Source organism: Vibrio sp. (genome assembly GCF_050299255.1).
GTDB lineage: Bacteria > Pseudomonadota > Gammaproteobacteria > Enterobacterales > Vibrionaceae > Vibrio.
The window spans coordinates 22,567-38,171 of sequence record NZ_JBNKVP010000001.1 but is presented as its reverse complement, the minus strand read 5'-3'; the positions used below and the strand labels follow the sequence as shown (position 1 = coordinate 38,171).

Sequence of the window (15,605 nt, the reverse complement as noted above, 5' to 3'; positions counted from 1 at the left end):
TTGCTGTTGGTTGAGCACAAAACTCGGGTCAAGAGGTTTGTGACTTGTCATATAACTTAAATTAAATCTCGGAAATACTAATTAAAAATAGTCAACCTTTCGTATATATCGAACTATTGTTGTCATCGGTACGATTTGCTATAACCGCAACATAGTGCCATCAATAGTCTTTGCTCATGTCACATCTCAACTACAATCACCTCTATTATTTTTGGATGGTGTGCAAACAAGGTTCGGTTACCAAAGCGGCCGATGCACTGTTTCTCACCCCGCAGACGGTAACGGGTCAAATCAAAACGCTGGAAGAGCGCTTCGACGGTAAGTTAACCAAACGCAATGGTCGCAGTGTTGAACCAACAGAACTTGGTCAGCTGGTATTCAAATACGCGGACCGTATGTTTGGTCTCAGTCATGAAATGCTGGATATCGTTAATTACAGTCAGCGGTCGAACATTCTGTTTGATGTCGGAGTGGCGGATGCTTTATCGAAACGATTGGTGAGCAAAATTTTGCTCACCACGGTACCTGCGGATAACAGCATCCACCTGCGATGCTTTGAATCGACTCACGAAATGCTGCTCGAGCAGTTGTCACAACACAAACTGGATATGATTTTGTCCGATTGCCCGGTCGATTCCAGCCAGAGCCCCGGCCTGTTCAGTAAAAAGCTGGGGGAGACAGGAATGAGTTTCTTCTGTTCCGGCACGCGCCCCGAAGCCAGTTTTCCTGAAGTCCTGGAGCGGTATAAGTTACTGATCCCCGGCCGGCGCACGGCGATGGGACGGCGTGTATTGCAATGGTTTGACCGGCAGGGGTTACAGCCTAATATTCTGGGGGAATTTGACGATGTTGCGTTGATGAAAGCGTTCGCCCGTTATCATTCCGAGGTCATTTTGCTGGCACCATCTTTTTACCTGCATGAGGATGATGGCAAACTGCCGCTGCAATTAATTGGCCATATTGAAGAGCTGCGAGAGGAGTATTACGTCATTTTTGCCGAGCGAATGATTCAACATCCGGCGGTAAAAAACGTTTGTGACGCGGATTTTTCCAATTTGTTTACATGAGTGGTTTGTTAGCGTTTACAAATAGATTAATATCTAACTTTATCACTTGGCATTCGGTTTGCGTTGGTTTGCAAATGCGCTCGGGTTGCCAGGTGACTTGTGGTGACGTTATTGGCAGTGGGGAGTCGATGAAAGTCACTGACAGACTGGACGAAGTCCGTATCCTTTTGTCAGAAAAATCGAGTTGTACCAAGAGGTGACGTTAATGAACCTACAAGAAATGGAAACCAAATCAGAACAAGCGGTAGTGCTACTCAAAGCCATGGCTAACGAGCGTCGCCTGCAAATATTATGCATGCTGCATAATCAGGAGCTTTCGGTGGGGGAGCTGTGTTGTAAATTGGAGTTGAGTCAGTCTGCATTGTCGCAACATTTGGCCTGGTTGCGCCGAGATGGTCTGGTAGATACCCGTAAACAGGCGCAAACGGTGTATTACACTTTAAGCAGCCAGCAGGTCAAAGCAATGATCGAGCTGTTGCATCGCCTTTATTGCACCGAAGCGCTGGTAGACTAACCATTTGCTCAGGTAGCTGCTACCCGAAGGTGGCGGTTACCTGCTTTTAGCTCAAATCACAGATATAAAAAAACCGGCAAAAGCCGGTTTTTTTCACTGAACAATCTGGGCTCGATTACAGAGCTTTGATTTGTGCAGAGAAGCGAGCCTTATGACGAGCTGCTTTATTCTTGTGAATAAGGCCTTTAGTCGCCATACGGTCCAGGATAGGTGTAACCGCAGCGAATGCAGCAGTTGCAGCTTCTTTGTCGCCTGCTTCAATAGCAGCAACAGTTTTCTTCATGTAAGTGCGCATCATAGAACGACGGCTAGCGTTGTGCTGGCGACGTTTCTCAGCTTGGATAGCGCGCTTCTTAGCAGATTTACTATTTGCCAAGGGTCTAACTCCCAAAAACTTTAGTTCGGTGACAATTTAAGGGCGAGGAATATCCCCTATTTGCGCTTAAATGTCAAATGATTTGTGCAAAAACCCGTCGAAACCAAACAAATTTTGGTATCGTGCAGTCTTCGCGGTTAAGATGGCGGGGATTCTAACAGTATTTTTTTTTCAATGCTAATACTAATCTGCCTTGAACCGCGCATTCCTTTCCGGCGGCAGAAACAACGGCACACATAATATAATTTCTGAGGTAGCAGTGAGTAAACGTCTGCTTAAGTCTGGCCTGATTGTCAGTGCTATGACTTTGATATCACGCGTGTTGGGTTTGGTCCGTGACATCGTAGTGGCTAATTTGATGGGAGCGGGCGCCAGCGCCGATGTGTTCTTTTTTGCCAACAAAATCCCCAATTTCTTGCGTCGCCTGTTTGCCGAAGGGGCATTTTCCCAGGCATTTGTCCCGGTACTGACTGAGTACCACGCCAGCGGCGACATGGATAAAACCCGTCAATTGATCGCCCGGGCGGCCGGGACCCTAGGCGTCATTGTTACTGTGGTGACGCTGCTCGGCGTGCTTGGTTCCGGTGTGGTGACCGCCTTATTCGGCGCCGGATGGTTTATTGACTGGCTCAACGATGGCCCGTCAGCCGCTAAATTTGAACTGGCCAGCCTGCTGCTGAAAATCACTTTCCCCTATTTGTGGTTTATTACCTTTGTTGCTTTGTCCGGCGCAATACTCAATACATTAGGTAAGTTTGCGGTCTCTTCTTTTACACCGGTATTTCTGAATGTGATGATCATTCTGTCGGCCTGGTTCATCTCGCCACAGCTGGCGCAGCCAGAAATCGGACTGGCGATAGGGGTATTTCTTGGCGGACTGGTGCAGTTTATGTTTCAGCTGCCGTTTCTGATCAAGGCCGGTGTATTGGTCAGGCCGAAATGGGGCTGGCGAGATCCGGGCGTGGTGAAGATTCGTACTCTGATGATCCCAGCGTTGTTCGGGGTCTCTGTCAGCCAGATCAATTTGCTGTTTGATACTTTTATTGCCAGTTTCCTGGCGACCGGTTCGATCAGCTGGCTGTATTACTCTGACCGCTTATTGGAATTTCCGCTGGGTCTGTTCGGTATCGCCATCGCCACCGTTATTCTCCCCGCCCTGTCGCGTAAACACGTAGACGCCCAAAGTGAGGGCTTTGCCCACACCATGGATTGGGGTGTACGTATGGTCGTGTTACTGGGACTGCCAGCGATGCTGGGGCTGATGGTGTTAGCCAAACCTATGCTGATGGTGCTGTTCATGCGTGGTGAGTTTTCGCCGCAGGATGTCAGCCAGGCATCTATGTCGTTGATTGCTTATGCGTCCGGTCTGTTAAATTTTATGTTAATCAAAGTATTAGCGCCTGGTTACTATTCTCGCCAGGATACCAGAACACCTGTGAAATACGGCATTATCGCCATGATCAGCAACATGGTGTTTAACGCGATTTTTGCCTGGTTTTACGGCTATGTCGGCCTGGCCATCGCAACGGCTCTGTCAGCCTTTATCAATATGGCGCTGCTCTACCGCGGTTTGCACAAAGCGGCGGTTTATCGGGTGACCAGCACCACAGTGTGGTTTGTGATTAAAGTATTGCTGGCAGCACTGGCGATGGTGGCATTGCTGCTGGGGCTACTGGATGAGATGGCGGTCTGGCTGAGCTGGAGCCTGTCACAACGGGTAATCTGGCTGGCAGGATTAATCGCCGCCGGTGCTATGGTCTACCTGGTCTGCTTGCTGGTATTTGGCATACGGCTAAAAGATCTAAAAGCAGCGACAGACTAGGTCGCTTTAGTATATAATCCGTCGGTTTCAAGCTTAGATAATAAAAATCACAAGGTGTTGATAGTTTCCAATGGAGTTGATCCGAGGTATTCATAATATTAAGCCACGACATCACGGCTGCGTGTTGACGATCGGTAATTTTGATGGTGTCCATTTGGGCCATCAACAGGTGCTGAGCCAGGTTGCCAAGCAGGCGAACCGGTTGCAGTTGCCTTCTACTGTGATGACTTTTGAACCTCAGCCTTTGGAACTATTTGTTAAGCATCAGGCTCCGGCTCGCTTAACGCGCCTGCGGGATAAATTTGTCCAGCTGAGTAAACTGAACTTAGACCGGTTGCTGTGTGTTAACTTTAACCAGCATTTTGCTAACTTATCCGCTGAAGCTTTTATTCACAATCTGTTGGTAGAGCGGCTAGGGGTAAAGTTCTTGGTGGTCGGTGATGACTTCTGCTTTGGCAAAGGCCGGCAGGGTAATTTTGCTATGTTGCAGCAAGCCGGGCAGAAATACGGCTTTGAAGTGGTCAGTACCCAGAGCTTTTGCGTGCATCAGCACAGAGTCAGCAGTACTGCCATTCGTAATGCGCTGGCGCAAGATGATCTCGCTTCGGCTGCTGAAATGCTCGGTCGGGACTACAGCATCAGTGGCCGTGTCCACCATGGTCGAAAACTGGGCCGTACGCTGGGATTCCCTACTGCCAACCTGCCATTAAAACGGCGGGTGTCTCCGGTATCAGGAGTGTATGTAGTGAAGGCCAGCGGTGTGATTGATACGCCGCTCTACGGCGTGGCGAATATTGGCCAGCGACCGACAGTAAACGGCGTTCGGCAGCAACTAGAAGTGCACTTTTTTGACTTTCAGGCTAATTTGTATGGCAAACAACTGGAAGTGGTACTTTTGCATAAGCTGAGAGACGAGCATAAGTTCGAATCGCTGGATGCTTTGAAACAACAAATTGAATTGGATGTTGATGCAGCTAGGGTGTGGCTGCGTCAATATAAAGGTTAGCCGGAAGATTCCACCGGCTGACATAATGTCTAACTTTCGCCCAAAACAACGGAATTAAGAATCGATGAGTGAGTATAAAGATACCCTGAACCTACCTGAAACAGGGTTTCCGATGCGCGGCAATCTGGCCAATCGCGAGCCAGAAATGCTCAAGCGTTGGTATCAAGAAGATCTTTACGGCGCAGTTCGTAAAGCGAAAAAAGGTAAAAAATCTTTTGTATTACACGATGGCCCTCCTTATGCCAACGGTGACATTCATATTGGTCACGCACTGAACAAGATTCTTAAAGACATTATTATTAAATCCAAAACCCTTTCAGGATACGATGCACCTTATATTCCGGGCTGGGACTGCCACGGACTGCCTATCGAACTGATGGTTGAAAAGAAAGTCGGCAAACCAGGTCAGAAAGTGACCGCTGCCGAGTTCCGTGATAAGTGCCGTCAGTATGCTGCTGGCCAGGTCGAAGGTCAGAAAGAGAGCTTTAAGCGTCTCGGTATCTTTGGTGAGTGGGACAAACCGTACCGCACTATGGATTTTGCTACGGAAGCGAACATCATTCGTGCCCTGGGCAAAATTGCCGATAACGGCCACCTGCTGAAAGGTTTTAAACCGGTACACTGGTGTACCGATTGTGGGTCAGCGCTGGCGGAAGCGGAAGTGGAGTACAAAGATAAAGTGTCTCCTTCCATCGATGTGCGTTTTAAAGCCGCCGATGAACAGGCTGTGCTGAGCAAATTTGCTTTAACTCAGGGTCATCAGGGTGAAGGTGACGTCTCGATCGTTATCTGGACCACCACGCCATGGACGTTACCAGCGAACCGCGCCGTGTGTCTGCGTGATGATCTGGAATATGTTCTGATCCAGGTAGAAGCCGATGCCGCTAACGATCGCCCGGCTGAACGTATCATCGTAGCGTCTGAGCTGGCCAAAGATGTGCTGGATCGCGCCAGTATCGAACATTACCACAATCTCGGTTTTGCCAAAGGCGCCGAGCTTGAACTGTCACAGTTCCAGCACCCGTTTTACGATTTTACTGTACCGGCGATCCTAGGCGATCACGTGACTACTGAATCCGGTACCGGTGTGGTGCACACCGCGCCTGGTCACGGTCAGGAAGACTTTGCCGTTGGTCAGAAGTACCAACTGGAAGTGGCTAACCCGGTCGGTTCGAACGGTGTTTATCTGCCGGATACCGAGCTGTTTGCCGGTCAACACGTATTTAAAGCCAACGATGCGGTTGTGGAAGTGCTGAAAGAAAAAGGTGCCTTGTTGCATCATCACGCTTATGAACACAGCTACCCACACTGCTGGCGCCATAAAACCCCTATCATCTTCCGTGCGACACCACAATGGTTTGTCTCTATGGATCAGGCTGGTCTGCGTGCTAAAGCGCTGGAAGCGATCAAAGGCGTTCAGTGGATGCCTGAGTGGGGCCAAAGCCGTATTGAAGGTATGATCGAAGGTCGCCCTGAGTGGTGTATCTCCCGTCAACGTACCTGGGGTGTGCCAATTGCGCTGTTCGTTCATAAAGAAACCGCAGAATTGCATCCGAACTCTGCTGAGTTGATCGAAAAAGTCGCGCAACTGGTAGAGCAGAAAGGTATTCAGGCGTGGTGGGATGTTGATGCGGCTGAACTGCTGGGTGACGATGCAGACCAGTATGAAAAAGTGCTGGATACCCTGGACGTCTGGTTTGACTCCGGTGTGACCCACTACTCTGTGGTGGATGCACGCGAAGAGTACCACGGCCATGGCGCCGATCTATACCTGGAAGGTTCAGACCAACACCGTGGCTGGTTCCAGTCTTCCCTGATCTCATCGATTGCGATGAAAGACAAAGCGCCATACAAACAGGTTCTGACCCACGGTTTTGTGGTTGACGGCCAAGGCCGCAAGATGTCCAAATCGATCGGTAACGTTGTGGCACCCAAAGACGTCACCAACAAGCTGGGCGCTGACATTCTGCGTCTGTGGGTTGCTTCTACCGATTATACTGGCGAAGTGGCCGTGTCGGATGAAATCCTAAAACGCAGTGCAGATGCCTATCGTCGTATTCGTAATACCGCACGATTCTTCCTGGCCAACCTGAACGGCTTTAACCCGGCCACCGATCTGGTCGCGGCGGAAGATATGGTCGCTCTGGACCGTTGGGCTGTGGCTCGCGCCTATGCGGCTCAACAGGAAATCGTCAAAGCATACGAAGAGTACAACACTCACGCCGTGATGCAGCGTTTGATGCATTTCTGCTCAATCGAGATGGGCTCATTCTACCTGGATATCATCAAAGACCGTCAGTACACCGCAAAACGTGGTGGCAATGCTCAACGTAGCTGTCAGACCGCGCTGTACTATATTGTTGAAGCTCTGGTTCGCTGGATGGCGCCGATCATGTCTTTCACCGCCGATGAAATCTGGAATGAAATGCCAGGTGAGCGCGGCAAATATGTCTTCGCAGAAGAGTGGTATGAAGGTCTGTTTGATCTGACGCAGGACGAGACTCTCAATAACGATTTCTGGCAGCAGCTACAGCAGGTTCGTGGTGCGGTCAACAAACTGTTGGAAGCGGCTCGTGCTGAGAAAACCATTGGTGGTTCACTGCAGGCAGAAGTCACTCTGTATGCGGATTCCGCGCTGGCCGACAAACTTAACCTGCTGGACGATGAGCTGCGCTTTGTGCTGCTCACTTCCGCGGCGAAAGTTATGCCATTGACTGAGAAATCCGACGCGGTACAAGCAACAGATATTGAAGGCTTGTTTGTCAGTGTTCAGGCAACAGAAGCCGAGAAATGCGACCGTTGCTGGCACCATACTGCGGATGTAGGCACCATTGCGGGGCACGAAACGATCTGTGGCCGTTGCGTATCCAACGTTGAAGGTGAAGGCGAAGTGCGTAAGTTCGCCTGATGACGATGACTAGCACTACTCTCCCTTTGACGAAAAGCGGCGTCCGCTGGCTATGGCTGGCGGTGCTGATCTTTCTGGCCGACATCGGTATCAAGTTTGTTGTGATGAACAACATGGGTTTTGGCTGGCAGAACCGGATTGAGGTATTGCCATTTTTTAACCTGTTGTACGTACATAACTATGGGGCGGCATTCAGCTTCCTCAGTGATCAGGCTGGCTGGCAGCGCTGGCTGTTTACCGGCATCGCTTTTGTAGTCAGTGGCATGCTGATTTACTGGATGCGCAAGTTACCGTCCTCTGACAAGTGGAACAACATCGCCTATGCCGCCATTATCGGTGGTGCGGTCGGCAATGTGTTTGACCGCCTGGTGCACGGCTTTGTGGTTGATTACCTGGATTTTTACTGGGGCAACTACCACTGGCCGGCATTTAACCTGGCTGACAGCGCTATTTTCATCGGTGCGGCAATGATCATTCTGGATGGTTTTCGAAAACCTAAAGCGCAGTGATAGACACCAGGTCTGATTAACCCTAAGCGCTGTCCGTTGATTCGGCCGGCGCTTTTCTATATAAAGACCTGGTCTGCACAAAATCAGGCCTATGGCGATGGCTGCCAGATTCAGGCGCAGAACTGCGTGCTGAGCGCTGAGCAAACTATGCCCACCAAGAGGCAAATGAATTAATAAGGAATAACGTGATGACAATCCAACAAGATTCTGCGGTGACCCTACACTTCACCATCAAAATGGCCGACGGTTCCGTGGCAGACAGTACCCATAATCAGGGGAAACCGGCCAAACTGATCATTGGTGATGGTAGCCTGAGCGATAACTTTGAATCCTGCTTGATCGGCTTGACGGCCGGCGACAGCAAATCAGTACAGTTGAAAGCGGCGGACGCATTTGGTATGCCGAATCCCGACAACATCCACCATATGGATCGCGCCAAGTTTGTTGGTGATGCCGAAGTTGAAGTGGGCACCGTGATGGCTTTTTCCGGTCCGGACGGCGTAGAAATTCCTGGCATTATTACTGAAATTGCCGGTGATTCGGTGACTGTGGACTTTAACCATCCACTGGCGGGCCAGGATGTCACTTTTGAAGTTGAAATTTTGTCGGTAGAATAACCGACTGACAGCAAGCAATACCGTGAGCAACACAATGAAGATTTTATTAGCCAATCCGAGAGGCTTTTGTGCCGGCGTCGATCGTGCCATCAGCATCGTGGAGCGTGCGCTGGAAATGTATCAGCCACCGATTTATGTTCGCCATGAAGTGGTCCATAACCGCTTTGTGGTGGAGGGACTGAAGCAGCGCGGAGCGGTGTTTGTTGAAGAGTTGCACGAAGTGCCGGATGACAACATCGTTATTTTCTCTGCTCACGGTGTCTCCCAGGCGGTGCGCCAGGAAGCCAAGCAGCGCGATTTGACCGTGTTTGACGCCACCTGTCCGCTGGTGACCAAAGTTCATATGGAGGTGGCGCGTGCCAGCCGAAAACATATGGAAGTGGTGTTAATTGGTCATGCGGGTCACCCTGAAGTAGAAGGGACCATGGGGCAGTACGCCAGCGATCAAGGCGGTATGTATCTGGTTGAACGGCCGGAAGATGTTGCAAAACTGATTGAAGTGGTGAAAGACCCAGGTAATCTGCATTATGTCAGTCAAACCACCCTGTCAGTGGATGAAACAGCCGATGTCATCAACGCGCTGAGACAAGTTTTCCCTGATATTCAGGGGCCTCGCAAAGACGATATCTGCTATGCAACCCAGAACCGGCAGGATGCAGTGCGTGAAATGGCCGAGCAGGTAGATGTGATGGTGGTGGTGGGGTCGAAAAACTCTTCCAACTCCACCAGACTGAAAGAACTGGCTGAAAAACTGGGCACGCCGGCGTTTCTGACCGACTGCACAGAAGATATTGATCCTGCCTGGTTTGAGGGCAAAAAGGTGGTTGGCGTAACAGCTGGCGCGTCTGCTCCAGAAGCGCTGGTGGACAAAATCGTCGCTAAAATCAAACATTGTGGTGCGGTGAGTGTTGAAGAAGTGCAGGGCAGGGAAGAGAACATGTTTTTCGAAGTGCCAAAAGAGCTGCAAATCAAACAAGTTGATTAAACCGTCAGTCTGGTTAGCGAACCTATAAAAATCACCCTCAGTGCGAAGCATGAGGGTGTTTTATTCTCTGCCAGTTCACCGTTTTGAAGTTTGGCTAAAGTGGGCTACTCAGGCGTTGTTTTTGGCGATGCCTACTTCCAGCGTGTACAGCCAGTCCAGAAAGCGTTTGACGTTGTCCCCCCGGAATATACCGCCATGCTGCGGGCATAACATATCAATTTCTAATTTACTCACCCGCTCGATCCAGTCATTTTTGGCCTGGTTTGACGGCATCCAGCGGCGGTGAAAATACTCCATCTTGGCAATGTGACCATCGAAATCCTCAACAAAAAACGGTGCTTCCGGTTTATCCAGTGCCGCGCCAATGTCGCCAGACATCATGATTTTGGCCTCTGGATCGTAGACAGAAAAATTACCGGACGAGTGCATATAGTGGGCGGGAATAAAGTGGATCTCTTTGCCGGCGAGCTGAATCTTGCCGCCCTCATCGCGGATCGGGCGGTATTCTATCGACTCCATACCGAAGTGGCGGATAAAACCTTCCCATAACCAGGGCGAGTGCAGTACCGCCGAAGGTAACGCTTTATCCCATAACCCCAGAGACGAAATAATATCCGGGTCCTGGTGGGAGGCGAACAGGTATTTGATATGTTCGATCGGCACCTCTTTCACCACGCAGCCTAGCATGGCGGAAAACAGCTCGATACCACCCGGGTCGAGCAAGATCGCCTGGTCGCGATGGACAATCATATACTGGTTGGTATCGATGATTTTATCCGGTTTCTCCGGATCACGGGCGAAGACAATCCAGCGGTGCTGGCCCTGCTCATAGAGTAGTTTTGATTGCATAATTGACCTTAGCAAAATGGGAAAAGAGTTTTAGCGACAGCGTCACGTGCGATTGAATCGCTTCGGCCAACTCGGCGACGCTTTCGGCAATATTGTTCAGCTGTTCCTGGTGCTGGGGGGCAGCCTGAGAGGCTTCGACACTGAGCATAGTGGAAATGATTTGGGCGATCCTCAATTCGTCGTACAAGGTTTTCAGTAGCTGGTGCAGCCCTTTGGTTTCGGTGGCAAAGAGCTGGTCTAGGTTGTTGAATTCCTGCTGGTTGCGTTCAATGGCGGCATCTAAGCTATTGAGATGAGCAGCCTGCGCTGATTTGATATAAACCTGTTCAAATTGGGCCAATGCATAGGAAGAGCGGGTGCCGGCGGTGGCGATTTGACTCAGGTTCTGCGCTTTGACGTTGATGGTGTGTGAGGCCGCCAGGGTCACCCGGACCAGTTCATCGATCGAGTCGGTGATCGGCCGAAATCCTGCGGCACTTTCACCGGCCCTTTGTGCCAGTGCACGGGCATTGCTGGCGACCAGCAGCAGCTTTTTCGCAATCAGCATTCCTTTATTGAGTTCTGCCGCCACCTCGGCCGCAATCACAAACACGGGTTTACTAGCCATAACTGAGTTATCTTTATTAAACGTTATACCGTTAACTATAGAAAACGTTCGCTAAAGCTCTAGTAATCAAACAATTATTTCCGTCAAGCAAAGCCAAAAATTAAACCGAGATCGGGTTTTTTCCTCTGGTCAGTAACTCTGCAGAGCCGTTGTCTGCTGGGAAATCAAATAATCGTACGGGTCACCAACAACAAAAAAGACCCCTGAAAGGGGCCTTTGGCTAGCTGAGGTGGTTCGCTATGCAGTTTCGGTCACTGCGCTTGGCTGTTCTTCATCAGCCAGGTCACGTTCACCTTTACCTTTTGATGTCTTGATGACGTAACCGGCCACGGTAGTGGCGAATACTACACCGATAACCGTTGACAGTGTCATATCCAGACCGAAACCTAGGGTTGCGTTGTTCAGGATAAAGGTCGCGATGACAGTAGTCATGAAGAACGCTGGTACCGTGGTAATCCAGTGCAGTTTGTTGTGGCGCAGCAGGTAAGCGGAAGCGGTCCACAGCATCATTACTGCTGTTGTCTGGTTGGCAAAGCCGAAGTAGCGCCAGATGATACCGAAGTCAACTTGAGTCAGGATATCGCCGACAACAAACAGAGGCACAGCCATCATTAGTCGGTTACGCAGGCTCTTCTGCTCCATGTTGAAGTATTCAGCCAGGATCAGGCGGCTAGAGCGGAATGCTGTGTCACCAGAGGTGATAGGCAGAATCACGACACCCAGGAAGGCAATCACACCACCGAATACACCCAGCAGGCCAAATGAAGCGCTGTATACCACGTTGCCTGGGCCACCGTTTTTCACTGCTTCAGACAGTGCGTCCAGAGAACCGAAGAATGACAGGGCAATCGCACACCAGATAAGGGCAATGATACCTTCACCGATCATGGCTCCGTAGAATACAAAGCGACCGTTTTTCTCGTTTTCCATACAGCGTGCCATCAGAGGAGACTGAGTGGCGTGGAAGCCTGAAATAGCACCACATGCAATGGTGATAAACAGAGCTGGCCATAGCGGCATGTCGTTCGGGTTCAGGTTAGACAGCATATCGCTGACCTGGAAGTCACCCATAACGGTGTGTTCGCTAGAGAACGCGATGGCCGTCATCAGGCCAACAGACATGAAGATCAGCAGGGCGCCGAACAGGGGGTAGAAGCGGCCAATGATTTTGTCTACCGGTACGATAGTCGCGATGATGTAGTAAGCGAAGATAATCACGACCATAGTAGTCATAGTGACACTGAAATCAGTCTGTTCGTTGATTAGGTTAGTGATCATGCCTGCAGGCGCAGAAACAAATACCACGCCAACCAGTAGCAGCAGAACAATGGCAAAGATGTTCATAAAGTGTTTTGCGCCATTGCCCAGGTAGCGGCCGGTAATGGTTGGAACCGAAGCACCACCGTTACGGACAGACAGCATGCCTGAGAAGTAATCGTGAGTTGCACCGGCAAAGATGCAGCCAACCACAATCCACAACATCGCCGCAGGGCCGTACAGGGCACCCATGATTGGACCAAAAATCGGACCAACACCGGCAATATTCAGTAGTTGTACCAGGTACACTTTTTTGGTGGACATAGGTACGTAGTCGACACCATCAGTTTTGGTGTGGGCAGGGGTTTGGCGTTTTTCATTGATGCCGAAAACTTTTTCGACAAATGCGCCGTAGATAAAGTAGCCGCCGATTAGGGCTGCAACACAGGTGAGAAACCAAATCATAGCTTTCGTCCTTCAGGTATTTTTTTAAGTCAGGGTGGATATTACGCCGGGTAGATGCCAGCGGCATTCGCTTTTGGCGTGAGTGGTCGTATACGGAGTTGAGTGGTAAATGACTCCATTGAGTGGTTTTTCACCGAAATGAGTGGCGAGGGGGTTGCGCACAGGTGTTATAGTTAAAGGCAGGCCAGCAGATTAAACAAAGAAGGTAACGAGATGAAATGGCTGAAGATTGCTTTAGCAGTGGGCGTGCTCAGCGGTTGCAGCGCGACTCCCCAGCAGATGGCGCAGCAGGGCGACTGGTACCAGATCGGTTATCAGGACGGCGTCAGTGGTCACACCCGGCGCAGCTACAGCAAGCTGGCTGAACTGGGCGATGTTGATCAAGCCGATTACGATCAGGGTTATACCAAGGGGGTGAGTGAATACTGTAACCCGGACTTTGCCTATCAGATGGGCTTGTCCGGCATGCATTACGAAGGGGTGTGTGAGGGAACTGAGCAGGCACAAAAATTTCGCATGGAGTGGCAAAGAGGCTGGAACCAGTATAAAAACTGATCCCAGCCGCCATGGCTAGGGTTTGCTTTGCCAATCTTGAACCGATTTGCGTAAGAACCCACCCTGCTGTTTGAGTTGCTCGCGGGCAGCCTCAGCATCCAGACCGGTCAATATCATCAGGATAGCCGGTTTGACATCATAATCGGTCTGGCGCAGCGTATTGACCGCGGTGCGCTGGTCACAATCGGTCGCCTGCATTACGATACGCGCGGCCCGGGCGATCAGTTTTTCATTGGTGGCTTTTACGTCCACCATCAGGTTCTGATAACTTTTGCCCAATCGAATCATGCTGGCAGTCGTCAGCATATTCAGCACCAACTTCTGCGCCGTACCCGATTTCAAGCGTGTTGACCCTGTCAGCGCTTCCGGGCCGACAACCGGACTGATGGCAATCTGAGCGGCTTCTGCAATAGCGGAGTCAGGGTTGCAAGAGAGGGCAACGGTAGTTGCGCCGATCGCATTGGCGTATTCCAGCGCGCCGATGACGTAAGGTGTACGGCCACTTGCCGCAATACCAACGACCACGTCTTTAGCACTGAAATCAATGCGTTTTAAGTCCTCAACACCAAATTCAGGTGAATCTTCTGCACCCTCTTTGGCTTTAAGTATCGCTTCAGGGCCTCCGGCAATCAGGCCGATGACCATTTTATCTGACACGCCGAAGGTCGGTGGGCACTCGGACGCATCAAGTATTCCGAGTCGGCCACTTGTGCCAGCCCCCATGTAAATTAGGCGACCACCTTGTTTAAATGCTGCTGTGATTTTATCGACGGCTTGCGCGACTTCCGGTAGTACTTTCTCTACCGCTAATGGGACCTGCTTGTCCTGTTGGTTGATCCGTTTAACGATTTCGAGAGACGGCAGCAAGTCGATATCCATGGTGTCTGGGTTTCGTCCCTCAGACACTAAATGAGATAGGGCTGAAATGAGCGCATCGTTAGTCATAATTGTCCTTATTTATCCGCAAAGTACATCACACCGAGCGAAGCCAGCTTACTGGCTCCGGTGACTTCGGGCAAATTGCTTGGCAAATTGTGAACACGGCGATAAGCCAGCCAAGCAAAAGCCATCGCTTCCATGTAGTCGTTGTCGACGCCTTTGTCGCTTGTCGGCGCGACTGTCCAGTTTGGCAGCAGAGCAGCAAGTCTTTCCATCACCAGTGGGTTTCTTGCTCCTCCGCCGCAAACCAGCAATTCAGGTGCAGGACCAAAGGTATAACGTTGAACTTCGTTGGCGATCGTCTGCGCAGTATATTCACACAGAGTGCGTTGCACATCGTCTGCGGGTAAGTCGAACTGGCTCAAATGGTGATCTAACCAAGGCAAGTTGAACAGCTCTCTTCCGGTGCTTTTAGGCGCTGGCTCGGCGAGATAGCGTTCGTTCATCAATTGTGTCAGCAGGTCGAGGTTCACGTTGCCTTTTTTCGCAAACTCAGCGTCTTTATCGTATTGGTTTCCTGTGTGGCGTAAACACCAGCTGTCCATCAGCATATTACCTGGTCCGGTATCGTAGCCGAGCACCCTTTGCTCCGGTCGAATCACCGAAATATTGGCGATGCCCCCAATGTTTAGGACGACCACGCTCGAATTCTGAGAGTGGAAAATGGTTTGGTGGAACGCGGGTACCAAAGGCGCTCCTTGGCCGCCCAGCGCGATATCTTTGCGGCGAAAATCAGCAATGGTATCGATACCTGTTTTTGTAGCGATGATGTTGGCATCGCCGATCTGCATGGTAAACGGGGTATTGCCTTGCGGCTGGTGGTAGACCGTTTGGCCATGATTACCAATTGCGCGTATTTGCTCTGCGGTATAGCCAGACTTGTCCAACAACTGGTTTACCGCATCCGCAAATAAATGGCCAAGTAGATGGTCCAGTTCGCCAATTTCGATCACATTCGTTTGCTGGCCAATGCATACATCAAGCAGTCGCTGCTTCAATGACTCCGGCATTGGAAATTCATCGTGCGCGATTAACGACGGTTGGTCGCCGTCAAAAACCAATAAGGCAGTGTCTACACTGTCCATGCTGGTTCCGGACATTACACCGATATACAGCTCTTGAGTCATGT

At 50.5% G+C, this 15,605-nt stretch carries 15 protein-coding genes; 9 read left to right on the top strand and 6 right to left on the bottom strand.

Annotation, left to right across the window (positions count from 1 at the left end):
- Window positions 1–176: 176 nt before the first annotated feature.
- A complete protein-coding gene (gene nhaR, locus ACQY6F_RS00170; RefSeq protein WP_428771238.1) occupies window positions 177–1,067 on the top strand; it encodes a transcriptional activator NhaR in 891 nt (296 codons plus the stop codon).
- A 205-nt stretch (window positions 1,068–1,272) separates the two neighbouring features.
- Window positions 1,273–1,581, top strand: a complete 309-nt coding sequence (locus tag ACQY6F_RS00165; protein WP_428771236.1) for an ArsR/SmtB family transcription factor — start codon at window positions 1,273–1,275, stop codon at window positions 1,579–1,581.
- Between the two features lie 115 nt (window positions 1,582–1,696).
- On the opposite strand, the gene rpsT is transcribed toward ACQY6F_RS00165, so the two are convergent.
- A complete protein-coding gene (rpsT, locus tag ACQY6F_RS00160; RefSeq protein ID WP_428771234.1) occupies window positions 1,697–1,957 on the bottom strand; it encodes a 30S ribosomal protein S20 in 261 nt (86 codons plus the stop codon).
- 259 nt (window positions 1,958–2,216) lie between these two features.
- Between rpsT and murJ the strand changes: the two genes are divergently transcribed.
- From murJ to ispH, 6 genes are all read left to right on the top strand, one after another.
- Window positions 2,217–3,779 carry a murein biosynthesis integral membrane protein MurJ gene (murJ, locus tag ACQY6F_RS00155; protein WP_428771232.1) on the top strand — a complete coding sequence of 521 codons (1,563 nt, stop codon included), beginning with the start codon at window positions 2,217–2,219 and terminating at the stop codon, window positions 3,777–3,779.
- Between the two features lie 70 nt (window positions 3,780–3,849).
- A complete protein-coding gene (gene ribF / locus ACQY6F_RS00150; RefSeq protein ID WP_428771230.1) occupies window positions 3,850–4,785 on the top strand; it encodes a bifunctional riboflavin kinase/FAD synthetase in 936 nt (311 codons plus the stop codon).
- A gap of 64 nt (window positions 4,786–4,849) precedes the next feature.
- Window positions 4,850–7,693, top strand: coding sequence for an isoleucine--tRNA ligase (gene ileS / locus ACQY6F_RS00145; protein WP_428771228.1), 2,844 nt, complete (start codon window positions 4,850–4,852; stop codon window positions 7,691–7,693).
- A gap of 5 nt (window positions 7,694–7,698) precedes the next feature.
- The gene (gene lspA, locus ACQY6F_RS00140) at window positions 7,699–8,202 is read left to right on the top strand and encodes a signal peptidase II (protein WP_428771512.1); all 504 of its coding nucleotides are present in this window, start codon (window positions 7,699–7,701) and stop codon (window positions 8,200–8,202) included.
- A 185-nt stretch (window positions 8,203–8,387) separates the two neighbouring features.
- On the top strand, window positions 8,388–8,819 hold the full coding sequence (gene fkpB, locus ACQY6F_RS00135; RefSeq protein ID WP_428771226.1) for an FKBP-type peptidyl-prolyl cis-trans isomerase: 432 nt from the start codon (window positions 8,388–8,390) through the stop codon (window positions 8,817–8,819).
- Between the two features lie 34 nt (window positions 8,820–8,853).
- Window positions 8,854–9,804 carry a 4-hydroxy-3-methylbut-2-enyl diphosphate reductase gene (gene ispH / locus ACQY6F_RS00130; RefSeq protein ID WP_428771224.1) on the top strand — a complete coding sequence of 317 codons (951 nt, stop codon included), beginning with the start codon at window positions 8,854–8,856 and terminating at the stop codon, window positions 9,802–9,804.
- Between the two features lie 108 nt (window positions 9,805–9,912).
- On the opposite strand, the gene ACQY6F_RS00125 is transcribed toward ispH, so the two are convergent.
- The 3 genes from ACQY6F_RS00125 to ACQY6F_RS00115 form a co-directional block, all read right to left on the bottom strand.
- Entirely contained in the window at window positions 9,913–10,653 is a 741-nt protein-coding gene (locus ACQY6F_RS00125) for an MBL fold metallo-hydrolase (protein WP_428771222.1), read from the bottom strand.
- Window positions 10,631–11,260: a chemotaxis protein gene (locus ACQY6F_RS00120; protein ID WP_428771220.1), complete on the bottom strand. Its 630-nt coding sequence runs from the start codon at window positions 11,258–11,260 to the stop codon at window positions 10,631–10,633. The genes ACQY6F_RS00125 and ACQY6F_RS00120 overlap by 23 nt, the downstream gene beginning before the upstream one ends.
- Before the next feature lie 237 nt (window positions 11,261–11,497).
- Window positions 11,498–12,982, bottom strand: coding sequence for a carbon starvation CstA family protein (locus tag ACQY6F_RS00115; protein WP_428771218.1), 1,485 nt, complete (start codon window positions 12,980–12,982; stop codon window positions 11,498–11,500).
- A gap of 213 nt (window positions 12,983–13,195) precedes the next feature.
- Between ACQY6F_RS00115 and ACQY6F_RS00110 the strand changes: the two genes are divergently transcribed.
- Window positions 13,196–13,537 (top strand): DUF2799 domain-containing protein, encoded by a 342-nt coding sequence (locus tag ACQY6F_RS00110; RefSeq protein WP_428771216.1) that lies wholly within the window; start codon window positions 13,196–13,198, stop codon window positions 13,535–13,537.
- A 15-nt stretch (window positions 13,538–13,552) separates the two neighbouring features.
- On the opposite strand, the gene murQ is transcribed toward ACQY6F_RS00110, so the two are convergent.
- Together murQ and ACQY6F_RS00100 are read right to left on the bottom strand one after the other, a co-directional pair.
- Window positions 13,553–14,482, bottom strand: coding sequence for an N-acetylmuramic acid 6-phosphate etherase (murQ, locus tag ACQY6F_RS00105; protein ID WP_428771214.1), 930 nt, complete (start codon window positions 14,480–14,482; stop codon window positions 13,553–13,555).
- A gap of 8 nt (window positions 14,483–14,490) precedes the next feature.
- Window positions 14,491–15,603: an anhydro-N-acetylmuramic acid kinase gene (locus ACQY6F_RS00100; protein ID WP_428771212.1), complete on the bottom strand. Its 1,113-nt coding sequence runs from the start codon at window positions 15,601–15,603 to the stop codon at window positions 14,491–14,493.
- Window positions 15,604–15,605: the final 2 nt, after the last annotated feature.

What these genes read in the sequence shown, in the direction of transcription:
- nhaR (WP_428771238.1), top strand. Translation starts at nt 177, where the DNA reads ATGTCACATCTCAACTACAATCACCTCTATTATTTTTGGATGGTGTGC.
- ACQY6F_RS00165 (WP_428771236.1), top strand. Translation starts at nt 1,273, where the DNA reads ATGAACCTACAAGAAATGGAAACCAAATCAGAACAAGCGGTAGTGCTA.
- ribF (WP_428771230.1), top strand. Translation starts at nt 3,850, where the DNA reads ATGGAGTTGATCCGAGGTATTCATAATATTAAGCCACGACATCACGGC.
- ileS (WP_428771228.1), top strand. Translation starts at nt 4,850, where the DNA reads ATGAGTGAGTATAAAGATACCCTGAACCTACCTGAAACAGGGTTTCCG.
- lspA (WP_428771512.1), top strand. Translation starts at nt 7,699, where the DNA reads ATGACTAGCACTACTCTCCCTTTGACGAAAAGCGGCGTCCGCTGGCTA.
- ispH (WP_428771224.1), top strand. Translation starts at nt 8,854, where the DNA reads ATGAAGATTTTATTAGCCAATCCGAGAGGCTTTTGTGCCGGCGTCGAT.
- ACQY6F_RS00125 (WP_428771222.1), bottom strand. Translation starts at nt 10,653, where the DNA reads ATGCAATCAAAACTACTCTATGAGCAGGGCCAGCACCGCTGGATTGTC.
- ACQY6F_RS00120 (WP_428771220.1), bottom strand. Translation starts at nt 11,260, where the DNA reads ATGGCTAGTAAACCCGTGTTTGTGATTGCGGCCGAGGTGGCGGCAGAA.
- ACQY6F_RS00115 (WP_428771218.1), bottom strand. Translation starts at nt 12,982, where the DNA reads ATGATTTGGTTTCTCACCTGTGTTGCAGCCCTAATCGGCGGCTACTTT.
- ACQY6F_RS00110 (WP_428771216.1), top strand. Translation starts at nt 13,196, where the DNA reads ATGAAATGGCTGAAGATTGCTTTAGCAGTGGGCGTGCTCAGCGGTTGC.
- murQ (WP_428771214.1), bottom strand. Translation starts at nt 14,482, where the DNA reads ATGACTAACGATGCGCTCATTTCAGCCCTATCTCATTTAGTGTCTGAG.
- ACQY6F_RS00100 (WP_428771212.1), bottom strand. Translation starts at nt 15,603, where the DNA reads ATGACTCAAGAGCTGTATATCGGTGTAATGTCCGGAACCAGCATGGAC.